This window comes from Trinickia sp. Z7 (assembly GCF_056498045.1).
Window position 1 is genome coordinate 173,052 of record NZ_JAUEQW010000007.1, and the last position, 16,905, is coordinate 189,956.

The window sequence follows — 16,905 nt, forward strand, 5'->3', positions numbered from 1 at the left end:
CAGCCTTAGAGACCCGACGCTGCACCACCGATCGCCGGGCCATCGCTTCCCAGGAGCCGGACCATGTCGTTCCTCACGCTCGCCGACGTTTCGAAGTCGTTCGGCACCATGCACGCGGTCACCGATCTGAATCTATCGGTCGAAAAAGGCGAATTCGTCTCATTGCTGGGCCCCTCGGGCTGTGGCAAAACCACCACGCTGCAGATGATCGCTGGTTTCGTGCAGACGACGAGCGGGCGGATCGTGCTCGACGGCCGTGACATCACCGATATGAAACCGAACCAGCGCGGCCTGGGCATCGTCTTCCAAAGTTATGCGTTGTTTCCCCACATGACGGTCGCGCAAAACGTCAGCTTCGGCTTGGAAATGCGGCGCGTGAACAAAAAGGAAAGCGACGAGCGCGTGCGCGAGGTGCTTGCGCTCGTGCAGCTCGAAGCGCTGGCGCAGCGCTTTCCACGCGAGCTTTCGGGCGGGCAGCGTCAGCGCGTCGCGCTTGCGCGAGCGATCGTCATCGCGCCACCCGTGCTCTTGCTCGACGAGCCGATGTCCAATCTCGACGCCAAGCTGCGCGAGGAAATGCAATTCGAGCTGCGCGCGATTCAACGTCGCATCGGCACGACGACGATCATGGTCACGCACGATCAATCGGAAGCGCTCTCGATCAGCGACCGCGTCGTCGTCATGGAAGCAGGCCGCATCACGCAAGTCGATACGCCGTATCACGCTTACGAGCGCCCGGAAAATCGTTTCGTCTCCGAGTTCATCGGCAAAGCCAATCTGTTTTCCGGCACCGTCGTTGCGGCCGACGACGCGCGCACGCAAATCGATCTGGGCGCCGAGCGCATCGATATCGGCCATGGCCCGCATTCGCAGCGGCACGACAGGCCGGCGATCGGCGACGCCGTCACCGTATGCATCCGCCCCGAGAAGGTCCGCCTCGACGCATCCGGCGGCGGCCGTTTGCCCGCCACGATCTCGAGCCGCTTCTTCCTCGGCAGCCAGTGGTTGTACCGCGTCGATTGCCGCCTGGGAGAAATTCTCGTGTGCTGTCAGAACGAGGGCGACGAGCCGCTCGCCGAAGGCGATACCGTCGGCATCGATTGGAAGAGCGAAGCCGTGCGCTTCGTCGCGAGGGACGCACGCCATGGCTAATGCGACGCTCGAAGCCGCCGCCGGTACGGCCGAAGCGTCGCCGGCGCTCGCTCGCATCCGGGCGCCGTGGCGCGCGTATGTACCGATGTGGCTGCTTGCCGCTCCCGCCTTTGCGCTGTTCGCGGCGCTCGTGCTCGTGCCGCTCGCGATGACGCTCGTCCTGACGTTCTATCGATTCGACCCGGCAAGCGGGCCGATCGCGGCCTTTCAATTCGGCAACTACGTCGATGTCTTGACTTCGCCTTACTACCAAACGATCTTCTTGCGCACGTTCGGCATCGCTGCGATCACGACGCTCCTGTGCATCGCCATCGGCGCACCGGAAGCCTATGTGCTCTCGAAGATGCGCGACCCATGGCGCTCCGCCTTCTTGCTCGTGATTCTCGCGCCGCTGCTCGTCTCGGTGGTCGTGCGCGCGTTCGGCTGGAGCATGCTGCTCGGCACCGCGGGCATCGTCAATCAAGCGTTCGGCCTGATTGGCCTCGGCCCCTACAAGCTCGAATACACGACGTTCGCGATCGTCATCGCACTCGTTCACGTGATGCTGCCGTTCATGGTGATTCCGGTCTGGACCGCGCTGCAAAAGCTCGACCCGCAGACGGAGCAAGCGGCGCTTTCACTGATGGCGTCGCCGGCCACCACGCTGCGCCGCATCGTGCTGCCGCAAGTCATGCCGGGCGTGTTGTCCGGCAGCCTCATGGTGTTCGGATTGTCGGCGAGCGCATTCGCGATTCCCGGCTTGCTGGGCGGACGGCGTTTGAAGGTAGCCGCAACGGCCGTGTACGACCAGTTCCTCGGCTCGCTCAACTGGCCGCTCGGGGCGTGCATCGCCTTGCTGCTGCTCGCCGCCAACCTCGTCATCATGCTTACCTATTACCGCCTGCTCGAACGCCGTTATGGGCGCAGCATGGGTTGAACCAAGGAAATCGACATGCGACGCAACGGCCCTTTCGCCCTCGCCTTTCACGCGCTCGTCATCGCGTTCGTGCTGGCTCCGCTCGTCATCGTCGTGCTGGTCGCGTTCACGCCCGATGAAACGCTGACCTTGCCCACGCACGGTATTTCGTTGCGCTGGTTTCGCGCGATCATGAACTATCCGGATTTCATCACCGCTTTCTTCACGAGCATCAAACTCGCCTTCGTTGCGGCCACACTCTCGCTCGCCCTCGCCTTACCCGCGGGGCTGGCGATCGCGCGCGCACGCTTTCCGGGCCGGGACTTCCTGAACGCACTACTGCTCTCGCCGCTCGTCATTCCCGGGCTCGTGCTCGGCATCGCGCTGCTGCGCTTTTTCGCGTTGATCGGCGCGACGGGCTCCTTCGCCTGGCTTTCGCTCGCGCATACGGTCATCGTCACGCCGTTCGTGCTGCGGCTCGTGCTCGCCGCCGCCACCGGCCTCGATCGCAGCGTGGAGCATGCGGCGCAGTCGCTCGGCGCGAGCGGATGGACGACGTTTCGACGCATCACGCTGCCGATGATCGTGCCGGGCATCACGGGCGGATGGCTGCTCGCATTCATCAACAGCTTCGACGAACTGACGATGTCGATCTTCGTTACGTCGCCGCAGACGGTGACGCTGCCCGTTCGCATGTACATGTACGCGACCGAATCGATCGACCCGATGATGGCGTCGGTTTCGACGCTCGTTATCTTCGTGACAGCCGCCGCCATGTTGCTGCTCGACCGCGCATACGGCTTGAATCGCATCCTGATCGGGCAGCACTGACGAAGCGGGTCCCACGCTTCGCGCCGCCCATCTGTACTTAGGATAACTAAATATGTCTCATGAGGCAGGGCAACTGGTCCGTCTGGCCGAAGTGCAACGCACACCCGTTTTCTTCACGCTCGACGGCGTGCCCACGAGCGCGCTCGTGGGCGATACGGTGCTCACGGCGATCCTGACCAAGCGCCATGCGCTGCGCATCTCCGACTTCAGCGGCGAGCCGCGCGCGGGGTTGTGTCTCATCGGCGCTTGCCAGGATTGCTGGATCCGCACTGAAGACGGCCGGCGACTGCGCGCCTGTTCGACGCCGATCGAAAGCGGTATGCGCCTGCGCACCACGGCCGTCGATGCGCACGGCGCCGGCGAGGAACGCGCGCCATGACGCGACCCGCCAACATCGTGATCGTCGGCGCGGGACCGGCCGGGGTTCGGGCCGCGCAGACGCTCGTCGAAGCAGGCCAGCGCCCGGTCGTGATCGACGAAAACGCACGCTGGGGCGGCCAAATCTATCGGCAACCGCCCGAGGGCGCGCTGTTTCAGCGGCCCGCCCGTGCCCTTTACGGCTTCGAGGCGCGCAAGGCCACCGCGCTCCACGCCTCAATGGCGCGCTTGCTGCCGCACCTGGACTACCGTCCCAACACGTTGGCATGGGCCTGCGAGATGAACGGCGAACGTGCCGATATGCAGCGATCCCTTGGCGCCGGCGCGAGCGAAAACGCGGGCATCATCGGCCATCTCGCAACGTTGCGCGGCACGCGCGAGCAAACCCTTCCGTTCTCGCATCTCGTCATCGCGAGCGGCGCGACCGACCGTGTGCTGCCGGTGCCGGGGTGGACCTTGCCCGGCGTCTTCACCCTGGGCGCGGCGCAAACCGCGTTGAAGGCGCAAGCCTGTGCGATCGGGCGGCGCATCGTGTTCGCCGGGACCGGGCCCTTGCTCTACCTCGTCGCCTATCAATACGCGAAAGCCGGCGCACAGGTGCTGGCCATCCTCGATACCAACGGCATCGGCAAGCAGGCGGCGGCGCTGCCCAAGCTCGCCGCGCAGCCCGCCGTGCTGGCGAAGGGGCTCTATTACGTCGGCTGGCTCCGTGCGCACGGCGTGCCGATCGAGCGAGGTGTATCGCTCGAGCAGATTCGCGGCGAAACGCATGTGACGGCCATCGCATGGCGTGCGACGGGCGACGCGGGAAGCGCCGGCACGTCGGTGCGCACGTTGCAATGCGATGCGGTCGGCATCGGTTTCGGCTTGCGGCCCGAAACGCAGCTTGCCGATGTCGCCGGCTGCCGCTTTCGCTACGATGCGCTGAACCATTGCTGGCTGCCCGAGCGCGACGCGGCGGGACGCACCTCGCTGCGCGGCGTCTACGTGGCGGGCGACGGCGCGGGGATCGCCGGGGCCGATGCAGCGGAGAGCGCCGGCCGCCTCGCCGCGCTCGCCCTGCTCGATGATCTCGATGCCGAATCGTCGCTGAAACAGGCCGGCGGGCGGGTCGCCGCGGCCACTTCGACGCGTCGCGCATTGCGGCGCATCGCAACGTTTCGCACGGGCATCGAAACCGCGTTTCCCGCTCCGTTCGAACGCGCGCGCACATGGCCCGATGCCATGACCGTCTGCCGCTGTGAAGAAATCGACGCCGGCACGGTGCGCCGTTGCATCCGATCGGGCGCGGCCACCGAGATCAACCGTCTCAAAGCGCTGACGCGGGTAGGCATGGGGCGATGTCAAGGCCGCATGTGCGGTGAGGCTGCCACCGCGCTGTTGGCGGCGGAGTCCGGCTTGCCCGAGCAGGCGCTCGGCCGCTTGCGCGCGCAGGCGCCGATCAAGCCGATTCCGCTTGCGGCGGCGCTGTGCGACGAGCAAGTTGCGCCGGTGCCGGAGGATGCACGCGATGAATAAGCCAGCGCGACAATACGACGTGGCCGTCGTCGGCGGCGGGTTGGTCGGTTCGTCGGCCGCGCTGGCGCTCGCGCGCCGCGGCATGCGCGTGCTGTTGATCGAGCGCCGCTACTGCGGTGCGCAGGCAAGCGGCGTCAATTACGGCGGCGTGCGCTGTCAAGGCCGCCCAGCGGAGCAATTGCCGCTCGCATTGCGTGCTCGGCGCATCTGGGACCGGCTCGGCGAACGGATCGGGATCGATGGCGAATTCGTCGTGTCGGGCCATTTGCGATTGGCTCGCAGCGAAGCCGATCTCGAGCGCCTCGAAGCCTATGCACGGATCGCAGCGGAGCATGGACTCGCACTGCAACTCATGTCGGGCACGGCATTTCGCCGGCGCTACCCGTGGCTGGGCGCCGCGGCGATCGGCGGTTCTCTTTGTGCGAGCGATGGGCATGCGAACCCGCGCCTCGTTTCACCCGCGTTTGCGCGGGCGGCGCGCGAGGCCGGCGCCGATGTGCGCGAACTGACGGGGCTCGACCATGCCGAGCACGACGGCAATCGGTTTTTGCTGCGCGCCGGCGAGCAGACATACGAGGCCGACTGGCTCATCAACGCCGCGGGGGCCTGGGCCGGCACGCTGGCCGAGCGCTTCGGCGACTCCGTGCCGATGAAGCCCATCTATCCGAACATGTGGGTGACCGAGCCATTGCCGTATTTTCTCGAGCACAACCTCGGCGTATTCGGCGGCGGCATCTATGCGCGACAAGTGGCGCGCGGCAATTGCGTGATCGGCGGCGGACGCGGTCATGGCGACGGCGATCTTGCGCAACCGTCGTCCGACACGACACGCGCGGTGATGCGCGACGCGTGCGCGCTATTGCCCGCCCTGCGCGACACGCTGCTGATTCGGACGTGGAGCGGCGTGGAAGGCTGCACGCCCGACCACAATCCGATCATCGGCGCGAGCCGCCTCGTACCGCGCTTGCTCCATGCATTCGGTTTTTCCGGCGGCGGGTTCCTACTCGCCCCGGGCGTCGGCGAGGTGCTCGCCGATCTCGTGATCGACGGCGCCACCGAGACGCCGCTCGACGCGTTCGACGTCAATCGCTTCTCGTCCGTTCCCGCGTAACGCTTCGCCTTTTCACCAGGAGACCTCAATGAATGCTTTCCGAACCCTAACGGCCACGGCAATGTTGGCCGGGGCGTGCGTGGCCGCAACGCCCGCATGGTCGCAATCGAAGACGATTTACATCGGCATGAACGGCGGGCCGATGGAAAAGGCCTACACGTCGCAAGTGCTGCCCATGTTCGAGAATGCCAACGATACGAAAGTCGTCGTCGTGCCGGGCACGTCATCGGATATCCTCGCCAAGCTGCTGGCCAACCGCAATCATCCGCAAGTTCACGTCGCGTTTCTCGACGATGGCGTGATGGCCCGCGCCGTGAGTTTGGGCGTTTGCGAAAAGCTCGATGACTCGGCCGAACTCAAACAGCTCTACCCGTTCGCCCGCACGAAGGACGACATCGGCGCCGGTGTGCAGTTGGGCATGACGGGCATCGCATACAACAAGAAGCTGTTCGCGGAGAAAGGCTGGGCGCCGCCCACCTCATGGCTCGATTTCGCCGATCCGAAATACAAGGGCAAGGTCGTCTTCCAATCGGCATCGAGCAGCACCTTCGGCTTGCACGGATTCTTGGCGATGAACCGGCTTTGGGGCGGCAGCGAGACCAACGTCGAGCCGGCGTTCACTAAATGGGCGAGCACGGTCGGACCGAATGTCGTCGAGTACATCCCGAACTCGGCGAAGATCTCCGAGATGGTGCAAACGGGCGAAGCCGGCTTGTTCCCGCTCACGCCGACGGGGGTTGCCGACTTGCAGGACAAGGGCTTGCCCGTCGCCTATGTCAGCCCCAAAGAAGGGCCGGTGCTGTTGCTCGTCGACGTCTGCGTCGTGAAAAACAATCCCGACGAGAAGCTTGCGCAAAAGCTCGCGCAGTTTTTGCTGTCGGCGCCCGCGCAAGAGAAAGCCGCCGAAGCGGGCAAGCAGATCCCGACCAACCGTCAGGCGAAGATGCCCGCATCGATGCAGCAAAGCCTTGGCAACATCGACGAGCTCGTTCATAAAGTGACCGTCGTCGACTGGGATGCGATCAATGCGCATCGCGCCCAATGGGATACGCGCTGGAATCAGCAGATCGAGCGTTGAGCGACGCGCGCCGGGCGTTTCGCACCGCTTGCACGGATGAGCGCCCGCGCTAGCACTGCCGTTCTGGGCTAGCGCGCGGGCGCGCGCTGGCGGACGGCTTCGAACAAGCACACGCCGCTCGCCACGGACACGTTCAGGCTCTCTACCGTGCCTGACATCGGGATTCGCATGACTTCATCGCACGTATCGCGCGTGAGCCGGCGCATCCCTTCTCCCTCCGCGCCCATGACGATCGCCACAGGGCCGTCCAGCTTGCTCTCGTAGAGCGTCGCTTGCGCGTCGCCCGCCGTGCCCACGATCCATACGCCCGCCTCTTTCAGCTCGCGCAGCGCGCGTGCGAGATTGGTCACCGTGATGTATGGCACCGTATCGGCCGCGCCGCTCGCCACCTTCGCCGCGGTCGCGTTCAATCCGACCGCGCGGTCACGCGGCGCGATGACCGCGTGCGCGCCCGCCCCATCGGCCACGCGCAGACAGGCGCCGAGGTTGTGGGGATCGGTCACGCCATCGAGCACGAGCAACAGCGCCGGCCCGTTGATGCCGTCGAGCAGCTCCGCGAGATTTTGCGCGAGCGGCAGATCGGTTGCGCGCGCAACGACGCCTTGGTGGCGCTCCGTATGCGCGAGGCCCCACAGGCGCGTCTCGTCGGCCGCGATCAAACGCACGCCTGCTTCTTTCGCAGTGTGCAGGAAATCCTGCATGCGCCGATCGCGCCGAGTCGCATCGTAAAACACTTCTTCGACCGTGGACGCGTCGTGGCGCAAGCGCGCGGTCACCGCGTGAAATCCGTATAAAACTTTTAAACGTGCCATAGCAGAGTGAAATCGGTGTTGCTTCAAGCCAAAAATGCGAAGGCACAGCGGTGCATCGAGCCCTCGCTGTGCCACATGGAATGTGCCCGGTACGCCCTGACCGGTTACCGCGCGCCGCCGGCCGTCAGCCCTTCTTGCGCGAACGCGCTTTGGGCGCGCCCTTCGACGCCGGGCTGCGCTTTCTCGCCGCTTGCGAACGCGCGGCGCGCGCCTCGACCACGGCGGCGGATTTGCCCGGCGCGGCCGGTTTGCGCCGCGCGCCTTCGGCCGGCGCCGGCGCGAGCGTACGGACTCGCGGCCCGCGCCCTGCCGTTTCCGGCTCGCCGATGGGGCGAACCGCGGCGCTCGGACGCCCGGGCGACGCCGGCGGCTTGATGGCCGCCTCGCGCACGAGCCGGAAATCGATCTTGCGGGCATCGAGATCGACGCGGCTCACCTGCACGCGCACGCGATCGGACAGCCGATAGCGAATGCCCGTGCGCTCGCCGCGCAGCTCGTTCTTGATCTCGTCGTATTGGAAGTAATCGGAGCCGAGCTCGGTCACGTGCACGAGCCCTTCGATGAACAGTGCGTCCAGTTGCACGAAGATGCCGAACGAGGTGACCCCGCTCACCATGCCACCGTACTCCTCGCCCAGCTTGTCGCGCATGAAATAGCACTTGAGCCAGGTCTCGACGTCGCGCGACGCTTCATCGGCGCGCCGCTCGTTGGCCGAGCAGTGAAGCCCGAGCTCTTCCCAGATGGCCGTGTTCTCGCGCGAGCGCGGCCGCGTTTGCGCTTGCTCGTCGGCCTGCTGAAGGGCGCGCGCGCGCGGCGACAGCGCCGTGTTCAGCACCACGCCTGCCGGCGCTTGCGGCCGATACTTCTGGCCCGACAAGATCGCGTAGATGGCGCGATGCGTCAGCAGATCCGGATAGCGCCGGATCGGACTCGTGAAATGTGCGTAGGCATCGTACGCAAGCCCGAAGTGGCCGATGTTGTCGGGGCTGTAAACGGCTTGCTGCATCGAGCGCAGCAACATCGTTTGCAGCATTTGCGCATCGGGCCGATCCCGAATTTGCGCCATCAGCGCCGCGTAGTCGCTCGCGTGGGGCGTCTCGCCGCCGCCGAGCGAAAGGCCCATGCCGCGCAGGAACGTGCGCAGATTCTCCAGCTTCTCGGCCGTCGGGCCCGCGTGGACGCGGTAGAGGCCCGGATGCTTGTTGCGCTTCATGAAATCGGCGGCACAAACGTTGGCCGCCAGCATGCATTCTTCGATGAGCTTGTGCGCCTCGTTGCGTTGGCGCGGCAGAATCTGCTCGATCTTGCCCTGCGCATTGCAGACGATGTAGGTCTCGGTCGTGTCGAAGTCGATCGCGCCGCGCTTTTGGCGCGCAGCGAACAGCGACTTGTAGACGCCGTAAAGATTTTGCAACTGCGGCACGAGCGCGGCGCGCCGTGCGGCCTCCGGCCCCTTCGTGTTCGTCAGGACCGCAGCGACTTCGGTGTAGGTGAGCCGCGCGGAAGAATGCATCACGCCGGGATAGAACTGGTACGCCTTGATCTCGCCGCGCGCGGTAATGAGCATGTCGCATACGAGCACGCAACGGTCGACGTCGGGATTGAGCGAACACAGTCCGTTCGAGAGCTTCTCCGGCAGCATGGGAATCACGCGGCGGGGGAAATAGACGGAGGTGCTGCGCTCGATGGCGTCGGCATCGAGCGCCGTATCGGGGCGAACATAGTGCGACACATCGGCGATGGCGACGAGCAGGCGGAAGCCGTCGCCGCGGCCAACTTTGGCGGGCTCGCAATAGACGGCGTCGTCGAAGTCGCGGGCATCCTCGCCGTCGATGGTCACGAGCGGCACGTCGCGCAAATCGACCCGATGGCGAATATCGCCGGGGCGCACTTCGTCGGGCAGGGCGGCCGCCTCGGCCAAGGCGCTGTCGCCGAACTCATGCGGCACGCCATATTTGCGCACGGCGATTTCGATTTCCATGCCCGGGTCGTCGATATCGCCGAGCACTTCGGCCACGCGGCCGAGCGGTTGCGAGTGCCGGCTCGGAAAATCGGTGAGATCGACGACGACGATCTGGCCGACCTTGGCCTTCTTCGTATTCTGCGTGACGAGAATGTCGTGCCCGATGCGCTTGTCTTCGGGCGCGACGATGAGCGCGCCGTTCTCGTTGAGCAGGCGGCCGATGACGCGTTTATTGGCGCGATCCGTCACTTCGACGATATGGCCTTCGGGCCGGCCGCGCCGGTCGTAGCCGATGATGCGTGCGAGCACGCGATCGCCGTGCATGACTTTCTGCATCTCGGCGTTCGGCAGGAATAGATCGTCTTGACCGTCGTCGCGGATGATGAAGCCGTAGCCGTCGCGGTGGCCTTGCACGCGGCCGGCCACGAAGCTGGACGGATGGGCGAGCTGGTAGTAGCCGCGCTTGTCGAGCCGGATTTGGCCGTCGCGTTCCATTGCGCCTAAGCGCTTGAAGAAACCTTCGCGCTCCTGGCGCTTGATCGACAAGGTTTCTGCAATGTCGTTGGCGGCGAGCGGGGCGTCGCTCGTGCGCAGCACGCCGAGGATTTCCTCGCGGCTTGGGATCGGGTACGGGTATTTGCTCAAGGGGCGCTTGTCGATGATTGTTCTCGGCTCGATACGTCTGACACGGCAATGCGCGCCATTCTAACACCCGCCAATGGGCGGGCGAACGGGCTTGGGGGCTGGGTCACGGGGGGCTCGTGTGGGGGTGTCAAACGGGGGCCGGTTTGAACGGGCGTTCACGAATCGCGCAAAATGCTTGACAGCAAACTTTAGGCCGGTACAATGGCGGTCTTTGTTGCAAGACGCACACCTGCCCAGGTGGCGGAATTGGTAGACGCACTAGGTTCAGGTCCTAGCGGTGGCAACATCGTGGAGGTTCGAGTCCTCTCCTGGGCACCAAGATTAAAAAGGTCAGCTTTGCTGGCCTTTTTTCATTATTCCGCCCAGGAAGCAAAGTGCCTGCGCACTTTGCGGGAGGGCTCGAAAGGCTGCGCTTGCAAGCGCAGCCGGGGTCGCGCTCGCGTGACCGAGTCCTCTCCTGGGCACCATATTTAAAAAGGTCAGCTTTAGCTGGCCTTTTTTCATTATTACAGTCGAGAAGTCATGGCCCGGGCCAATCCATCAGCCCGATCCGGAATTCGGCAAGCAGGTTCTCGATTTTCTCTACTGAACTGCCGCGGTGAGATGTGCCTCGTAGCATGTGCATCACCAGCCGATCATGCAGTTCGTGATCAATCAGGATGCCGACGATCTGTTGCTTGCTGTCCGGTGAGGCGATAGATGCAACATCCAATCCCAGCAATCTCGGACCGGCGCGCTCGAACTCATAATCGCACGCAGCGAGCAATGGCAGCTCTTCTCCGTACAGCCTGTCGACATTGCCCGCAGCACCGTAATTTTCCAGCAGATACCGGAAGTCCACCGCGTCTTTCGGATTGGCCTGCCCACGGTCCAGCCAGGCGATCAATTTCGTCATGACGAGACCTGGTATCGAAGCAACGAGGATATCGCAATGATCTGCGATGCGTACCGTCACCGCACTACCGAGCGCTTCGGCGTAGCCCGCTACGTTCATCACGATTGCCATGTCCGGAGGCCACGCCACTTGCGCGGGAGAAATCTCGACGCCGCCGAACGGGACCAGATCGATCGGAAAGCCATCTCCGACGGCTGGTGAATAGTGAAGCCGATGCAGAACCTTAGCGTCCGGCTGAAAGGCCGGCTCTCGAATAAGCGCTGCCCTGAGCGCCTCGAACGCCGGCCAGCTCTCGATAGCCATCGCGAAATCGATGTCGGGACTGGCGCGGTTGAGAGGGAATCCATGAAGGTGATACATCAGAATATCCCGCGCCGTTGCACCGACAACGAAATACTGCAGGTTCGTTAGCCGTGCCAAGCGATCCATGATGATCAGCACGGCCTGTTTCCCCTCGGGCAGCGGCGTCTCGAGATGGAGCGGATTCATTCGCCTCGCTCCATTTTGTCTCGAATCAACACCGCCACCTCGGCGTTTCGAGGCTCCCTCGTACGCTGCAAATCCGCGTATACCAGCAGAGGCGGGGCCGTCACTTTTCCCGCCAGTGCCGCGTTCAGATGCCAGAAGGCATCGATGATTTCCAATGAGCCTGCGGGATCAGCTCGCAAGCGATGACGCTTTGCAAGTTCCATGGTCACGGCCGGTCTTGCCGAAGGTTCGACATAGAGCGTCTGCGCGCCCGGCCGGAGCTGTCCGGTCAGTTTTGCGGCAGCAACTTCCCCGCTCCACCATGCCTCCCCAGCCGGAAGTTCAGCGTGTTGCCACCATGAAGGATCGCCTGCTGCGAACCGTCGTACGTTGAGCTTCGGCAGCAGGCGAAGCGGATAATTGATAGCCCACTCTTCCCTTAGCGCGACAGGATCAAGCAACCTCCGGTCGTCCGTGCCTGCCAGTAGACCGCGCTCACGCAGGTCGTCGAACACGCTGCCAACGGTGCCAAGCGCCACACCCGACGCTGCCGCAATTTCCCGGTATGGACGGTTCACCACTTCCGGATCGGATAACAACACGAAAATCATCCTGATCGCCGAAGCGCTCGCGGAGCTCGCGGGCTTCCCCAATCTCGATGCCAAGCGCTTGATATCCGGATTCGCCGATCTGCCCGTTACCAGCATGTACTGGCCGGATGCGTGTACGTACAGATTCCCCGCCAGGTCGATGAACTGCAGGTCGTGCTCGACACACTCGTCTGCCAATGCGAGCGTAAGGTAGGGCGTTGCCAAGAGGACCGGAAAAGGCGCGGTACGGTTCCTTGCAGCTAGAGCTCTCACCTCCTCCCGCGATCTTATCCGGCCTCGGGCCGCGAGGGAGTATTGCTGAGCGGCACCGTTCAAGTCCAGTGTGAGCTCCCCTTCGCCTGCCGGCCCATCACTTCGCTCGGCCGCACGGAAATCGATAACACGCAGCGGAATGCTCGCACGCCGGGTTGCCGCGGCGACGAGCTGTCCGACGAGGCCTTCCGTGGGCCGGTCAAAATGCAGTCGGGCATGCTGGTGGTCGTCGTTCATGAATTTTGCGCGTTCGAAAATATTGAACATGCAGACATTATGAACAAGGGCGAGAATATGTTCAACATTTTCGTTCGTTCATACTTTTTGAACATTGAACTAATCTGAACGCGTCAGTTCTGGCCCTACTTCGAGAACGATTCGGAAACGCAGCTAGTGCAATCCGTCCTGGGCTCCACTTCGTTCAATCCGTAGGTCTAACCGGCACGACATTGCAGAACTCGCGGCGCAAAGGAAGCGGCGGCCTGCTCCTGAACGCGAAAGCCGCCGCCCGGCGCGAGGCGAGCGCATAGCCCGTACGCTCGCGCACCGTCGAGCGAGCACGACGAGCGTATGATGGAATTCGTCGTTTCGCTGTGGACGATGACCTCTTGATCGAAGGAGTACGTCATGAGGCGCCTTTACTTTCTCGTGCCGGACACGACGATCGCGAAAGCCATCGTGGACGAATTGTTGCGCTCTAGGATCACCTGGCATCATATCCACGTCCTCGCGAACCACGACGTCACGCTCGAACAGCTGCCCGAAGCCTCCTTGCTACAGAGCAGCGACGTGGTTCACGCGCTCGAACGCGGGGTTGCGCTCGGCGGCGCGACGGGCGCGTTTCTCGGCCTCGTGGCGCTCGTGTTTCCTCCGGCGGGACTCACGATCGCGGGCGGCGCAGTCGTGGCAGTGACGTTGGCGGGAGCCGGATTCGGGGCCTGGACGGCTTCGATGATCGGTGTAGACGAGCCGAACACGAGACTCGCTCGCTTTCGCGATGCCATCCGCGATGGTCAGTTGTTGCTGATGGCCGACGTGCCCGCGTCGCGCGAGCAAGAGATCGAGCAACTGGTGGCGCAACACTTTCCCCAAGCCGACCCGCGCGGCGCCGAGCCCACGACGCCGATCTTCCCATGATGCTGCATCACGGATAGCGCGCACCGTGAGGGTAACGCTGACTCCATGCCAAAACCGTCGGACTGGCGACTGCCTCTCTCCGGCCCCGGCAAGGCCCCGCCCAACTCATAACCGATACACGCGCTCGGCATTGTCGTGGAACAACGCATGCCGCTCCCCGGTGGAAAAATCCTTCGTAATCGCTTTGAACGCGTTGAATACATCGTCATAGCTGCTAAAGAGCTTGTCGACCGGAAAGTTGCTCGCGAACATGCATCGCTCTACGCCGAACGCTTCGATCGCGTGCAGCACGAACGGTCGAATGCTGTCGACGGTCCAATTCCAATCGCCCATGCCCAGCCCGGATATCTTGCACGAGACGTTGGGCGCAGAGGCCAGCAGCTTCATGCTCCGCTTCCATCCTTCGATTTCCTCGGGGGCCCGATCGACTGGCATGCCCGTATGATTGAGCACCATCTGCGTGTTCGGGAAATCGTGTGCGAGCGCAAGCGCCTCGTCCATCTGCGTGTAATAGAGCTGCAAATCGAACGATAGGCCGTAGCGCTCGAGAAGCGCGTAGCCGCGGCGCCAACGGCTCTCGCTCATGAGATGCGGATCGTCGATGAACGTCTTCACCGGATCGCGATGAAAGTTCAAGCATTGCCGAATGCCTTTTACGTTGGGGTATTCGCAATGCGCTTCCAGCACCGCCTGCACGCTGCTCGAAGCGAGATCGGCAAAAGCGACGATGCCGTGCGGATAGCCATGACGGTTCGCGACGCTTTGCAGCCAGCGCGTTTCGGCCACGGGATCGTTGTGGTCGTACTCGACCTGCAGGTGCACGGTCTTCACCACGTTCTGGTGCCGGATATCCGCCAAGAAGTCTTCGATTAGATAGTCTTTGCGAATCGCCGAATAATCGCCGAACACGCGTTCGAGCATCGGCCCCTGCAGCCAGGGATAGTTCCCCGTGCGCAGATCGTAGAGGTGGTGATGCGGATCGATGATGGGCAAACTTTCCATGACTTCTCCTGAACTTGTCGTTTCGCGGCGAACGAAGCGCCGCCGCGCCAACGCGCGGCGGCCGCACATCACCCGATCGATCGAGCCGCCGATCGGTCAATAGCTGCCGGCCGAAGGCGGATAGACACGCTTGAGCTTCGCTTGTGCATCGGACTGATCGATCGTGTCGTGCGTCACGAGCGGTTCGTTCAATGCGACTTCTCGCGTCGTGGGCTTGTGGTTCAGTGCGTTGAAGACCTGCGTGGTCGCGTCTATGCCCTGGCCAACGGCTTCTTGCAGAAACACGCCTTGGATCGCGCCCTCTCTCAACAGATGGATGGTGGTGGGGCTGCCGTCGGCGGTGACGACCGCTACCTTGCCCGTCAGACCTCGCGTTTGCAGCGCTTTCGCCGCACCGATCGCGGCTTCATCGTACATGCCGTAAATCGCCTTGATATCCGGGTGTGCCGTCAGCACGTCATTGGCCTGGGCGATCGCCTCATTGACGGTCAGGCCGTGCGTCTGCAGCACCTGGACCAGGTCACACCCATCCGCTTTGAAGGATTGCTTCGCACCCGACATGTATTTCTGCGCATTTTCCCGGTCGAGCGGCAACGACAACATCGCGATTTTGTTGCCGCCGCGTTCCTTCGCCAACTTGCAGACGTAAGCGCCCTGCGCTTTGCCGGTTTCATAGTTGTTGGCCGTGACGGCCGAGGTGAAGTCCGTCTGCCCCGGCGCCGGCCCGATGCCGGCAAATGCGATCGGCACCGACTTTTCCTTCAGCACCCGTAGAACCGGCGGGGTGCTGGTCGAACTGACCGGCCCCATGACGATCGCGCTCACGCCGCGCGTGAGCGCCGTATGCACATTGTCCATTTGTTTCGCGGGCGAGTTCTCCGAGGTGAGTTCCACGTAGTTCATGCCCAATTCCTGAGCCCGCTGCTTGACGCCGTAAGCCACCCATTGCCAGTACGAAATATCCAGCGAGGGCGCAATGTAAGCAACGGTCGGCCTGCTTTGCGCGAGCGCCGTTTGGGGCAAAGCCGCGCAGGCCAGCAACGCAGTTGCCGCTAGCAGGCCTTTCAACGCCCTTCTCGCTCCGCCACCGTCGTTCGAATGAATGAGGTTCATGCTCGTCTCCTTTATCCTCGTTGATACGGCTTAGCGCCGCGCTTTGGTCATGCGGTCCACCAGCACCGCGATCAGAATGACGACACCCGTCACGGCCCCCTGCCAGAAGCTGTTCACACCGATCAGGTTGGCGCCGTTTTGGATGACCGTGATCATCAGCGAACCCAGCAGAGCGCCGACCGCGGAACCCGTCCCGCCGAATAGGCTCGCTCCGCCGATCACCACGGCCGCGATCGCCTGCAGCATCAGGCTCGCGCCGGCCGTCGCCTCGGCATTGCTCACGTAGGACACGCTGACGATGCCGGCGAACGACGCCAGCAGCCCCGATAGCAGATAGGCGGCAAGCCGCACGCGATCGACCGGAATGCCGATCACCCGCGCAGAGGCGCTGCTGCTACCGACCGCGTACAACCAGCGGCCGGCCACGAGCTTGCGCAGGGACAGTTCGATCGCAACGAGCAACAGCAAGCACCACAGCAGATAGTTGGGCACGCCCGGCACCAGCATGCCGGCATCGAGCAGCCAATAATCGGGATTGGAGATCGGCAGCGAATTGCCGTTCGTGACGATGAACGCCAAACTTGCGGCGATGGCATAGGTGCTCAAAGTCACGACGAACGGGGCGAGGCCCACGAAGGTGACGAGCGCTCCGTTGATCGCGCCGATGAGCAAGCCCACCGAAAGACCGCCCAAGCTGCTTGCGATCGCGCCATATCCATGGGCCATGGCAAGGCCCGTCACCATGCCCGTCAACGAGAACACGGAGCCGACCGAAAGATCGATACCGCCCGTGATGATGACGAGCAGCACGCCGAACGACATGATCGTGAGCGGCGCACAGGCCTGCATGACGTTGGCGATATTGCCGCCGGACAGTGCCGCCGGCACGAGCGCGCCGACCGCCAATTCCACGATGACGATGGCGATCGCTATCGCGATTTCCGTGCGGTACGTCGACAGCAGGCGCCGCGCGTACCCGCGCGGTTGCTCTCGTTCGCCAGCAAGTGCATGGGTGACCGACTTCATCGTTGTCTCCGATTGGAA

At 63.6% G+C, this 16,905-nt stretch carries 15 protein-coding genes and 1 tRNA gene; 9 read left to right on the plus strand and 7 right to left on the minus strand.

Annotated elements, in window-relative coordinates; all coding sequences use genetic code 11:
• Positions 1-63 precede the first annotated feature (63 nt).
• Genes QQS38_RS14790 through QQS38_RS14820 form a run of 7 tightly spaced genes read left to right on the plus strand, consistent with a single transcriptional unit; the run spans position 64 to position 6,963 of the window.
• Positions 64-1,152, plus strand: coding sequence for an ABC transporter ATP-binding protein (locus tag QQS38_RS14790; RefSeq protein ID WP_479646115.1), 1,089 nt, complete (start codon positions 64-66; stop codon positions 1,150-1,152).
• Positions 1,145-2,068, plus strand: a complete 924-nt coding sequence (locus tag QQS38_RS14795) for an ABC transporter permease (protein ID WP_479646116.1) — start codon at positions 1,145-1,147, stop codon at positions 2,066-2,068. Before QQS38_RS14790 ends, QQS38_RS14795 begins: the two co-directional genes overlap by 8 nt.
• A gap of 15 nt (positions 2,069-2,083) precedes the next feature.
• Positions 2,084-2,878, plus strand: coding sequence for an ABC transporter permease (locus tag QQS38_RS14800; protein ID WP_479646117.1), 795 nt, complete (start codon positions 2,084-2,086; stop codon positions 2,876-2,878).
• A 52-nt stretch (positions 2,879-2,930) separates the two neighbouring features.
• A complete protein-coding gene (locus tag QQS38_RS14805) occupies positions 2,931-3,257 on the plus strand; it encodes a (2Fe-2S)-binding protein (protein WP_479646118.1) in 327 nt (108 codons plus the stop codon).
• Positions 3,254-4,774, plus strand: coding sequence for an FAD/NAD(P)-dependent oxidoreductase (locus tag QQS38_RS14810; RefSeq protein ID WP_479646119.1), 1,521 nt, complete (start codon positions 3,254-3,256; stop codon positions 4,772-4,774). Before QQS38_RS14805 ends, QQS38_RS14810 begins: the two co-directional genes overlap by 4 nt.
• Positions 4,767-5,885, plus strand: coding sequence for an NAD(P)/FAD-dependent oxidoreductase (locus tag QQS38_RS14815; protein WP_479646120.1), 1,119 nt, complete (start codon positions 4,767-4,769; stop codon positions 5,883-5,885). The genes QQS38_RS14810 and QQS38_RS14815 overlap by 8 nt, the downstream gene beginning before the upstream one ends.
• Before the next feature lie 28 nt (positions 5,886-5,913).
• Entirely contained in the window at positions 5,914-6,963 is a 1,050-nt protein-coding gene (locus tag QQS38_RS14820; protein WP_479646121.1) for an ABC transporter substrate-binding protein, read from the plus strand.
• 68 nt (positions 6,964-7,031) lie between these two features.
• On the opposite strand, the gene rlmB is transcribed toward QQS38_RS14820, so the two are convergent.
• Together rlmB and rnr are read right to left on the minus strand one after the other, a co-directional pair.
• The gene (rlmB, locus tag QQS38_RS14825) at positions 7,032-7,775 is read right to left on the minus strand and encodes a 23S rRNA (guanosine(2251)-2'-O)-methyltransferase RlmB (protein WP_479646122.1); all 744 of its coding nucleotides are present in this window, start codon (positions 7,773-7,775) and stop codon (positions 7,032-7,034) included.
• Positions 7,776-7,899: 124 nt separating this feature from the next.
• Positions 7,900-10,383 (minus strand): ribonuclease R, encoded by a 2,484-nt coding sequence (gene rnr, locus QQS38_RS14830; protein ID WP_479646123.1) that lies wholly within the window; start codon positions 10,381-10,383, stop codon positions 7,900-7,902.
• A gap of 231 nt (positions 10,384-10,614) precedes the next feature.
• Between rnr and QQS38_RS14835 the strand changes: the two genes are divergently transcribed.
• Positions 10,615-10,701, plus strand: a tRNA-Leu gene (locus QQS38_RS14835).
• Between the two features lie 202 nt (positions 10,702-10,903).
• Here QQS38_RS14835 and QQS38_RS14840 read toward each other — a convergent pair.
• Positions 10,904-11,767 (minus strand): nucleotidyl transferase AbiEii/AbiGii toxin family protein, encoded by an 864-nt coding sequence (locus tag QQS38_RS14840; RefSeq protein ID WP_479646124.1) that lies wholly within the window; start codon positions 11,765-11,767, stop codon positions 10,904-10,906.
• Positions 11,764-12,846, minus strand: coding sequence for a type IV toxin-antitoxin system AbiEi family antitoxin (locus QQS38_RS14845; protein ID WP_479646125.1), 1,083 nt, complete (start codon positions 12,844-12,846; stop codon positions 11,764-11,766). The genes QQS38_RS14840 and QQS38_RS14845 overlap by 4 nt, the downstream gene beginning before the upstream one ends.
• Before the next feature lie 390 nt (positions 12,847-13,236).
• Between QQS38_RS14845 and QQS38_RS14850 the strand changes: the two genes are divergently transcribed.
• Positions 13,237-13,746, plus strand: coding sequence for a DUF1269 domain-containing protein (locus QQS38_RS14850; RefSeq protein ID WP_479646126.1), 510 nt, complete (start codon positions 13,237-13,239; stop codon positions 13,744-13,746).
• 105 nt (positions 13,747-13,851) lie between these two features.
• Here QQS38_RS14850 and QQS38_RS14855 read toward each other — a convergent pair whose 3' ends face one another.
• From QQS38_RS14855 to QQS38_RS14865, 3 genes are all read right to left on the minus strand, one after another.
• Positions 13,852-14,748: an amidohydrolase family protein gene (locus tag QQS38_RS14855; protein WP_479646127.1), complete on the minus strand. Its 897-nt coding sequence runs from the start codon at positions 14,746-14,748 to the stop codon at positions 13,852-13,854.
• Between the two features lie 96 nt (positions 14,749-14,844).
• Positions 14,845-15,861: a substrate-binding domain-containing protein gene (locus QQS38_RS14860; RefSeq protein WP_479646128.1), complete on the minus strand. Its 1,017-nt coding sequence runs from the start codon at positions 15,859-15,861 to the stop codon at positions 14,845-14,847.
• Positions 15,862-15,891: 30 nt separating this feature from the next.
• Positions 15,892-16,887, minus strand: a complete 996-nt coding sequence (locus QQS38_RS14865; RefSeq protein WP_479646129.1) for an ABC transporter permease — start codon at positions 16,885-16,887, stop codon at positions 15,892-15,894.
• Between the last annotated feature and the right edge of the window lie 18 nt (positions 16,888-16,905).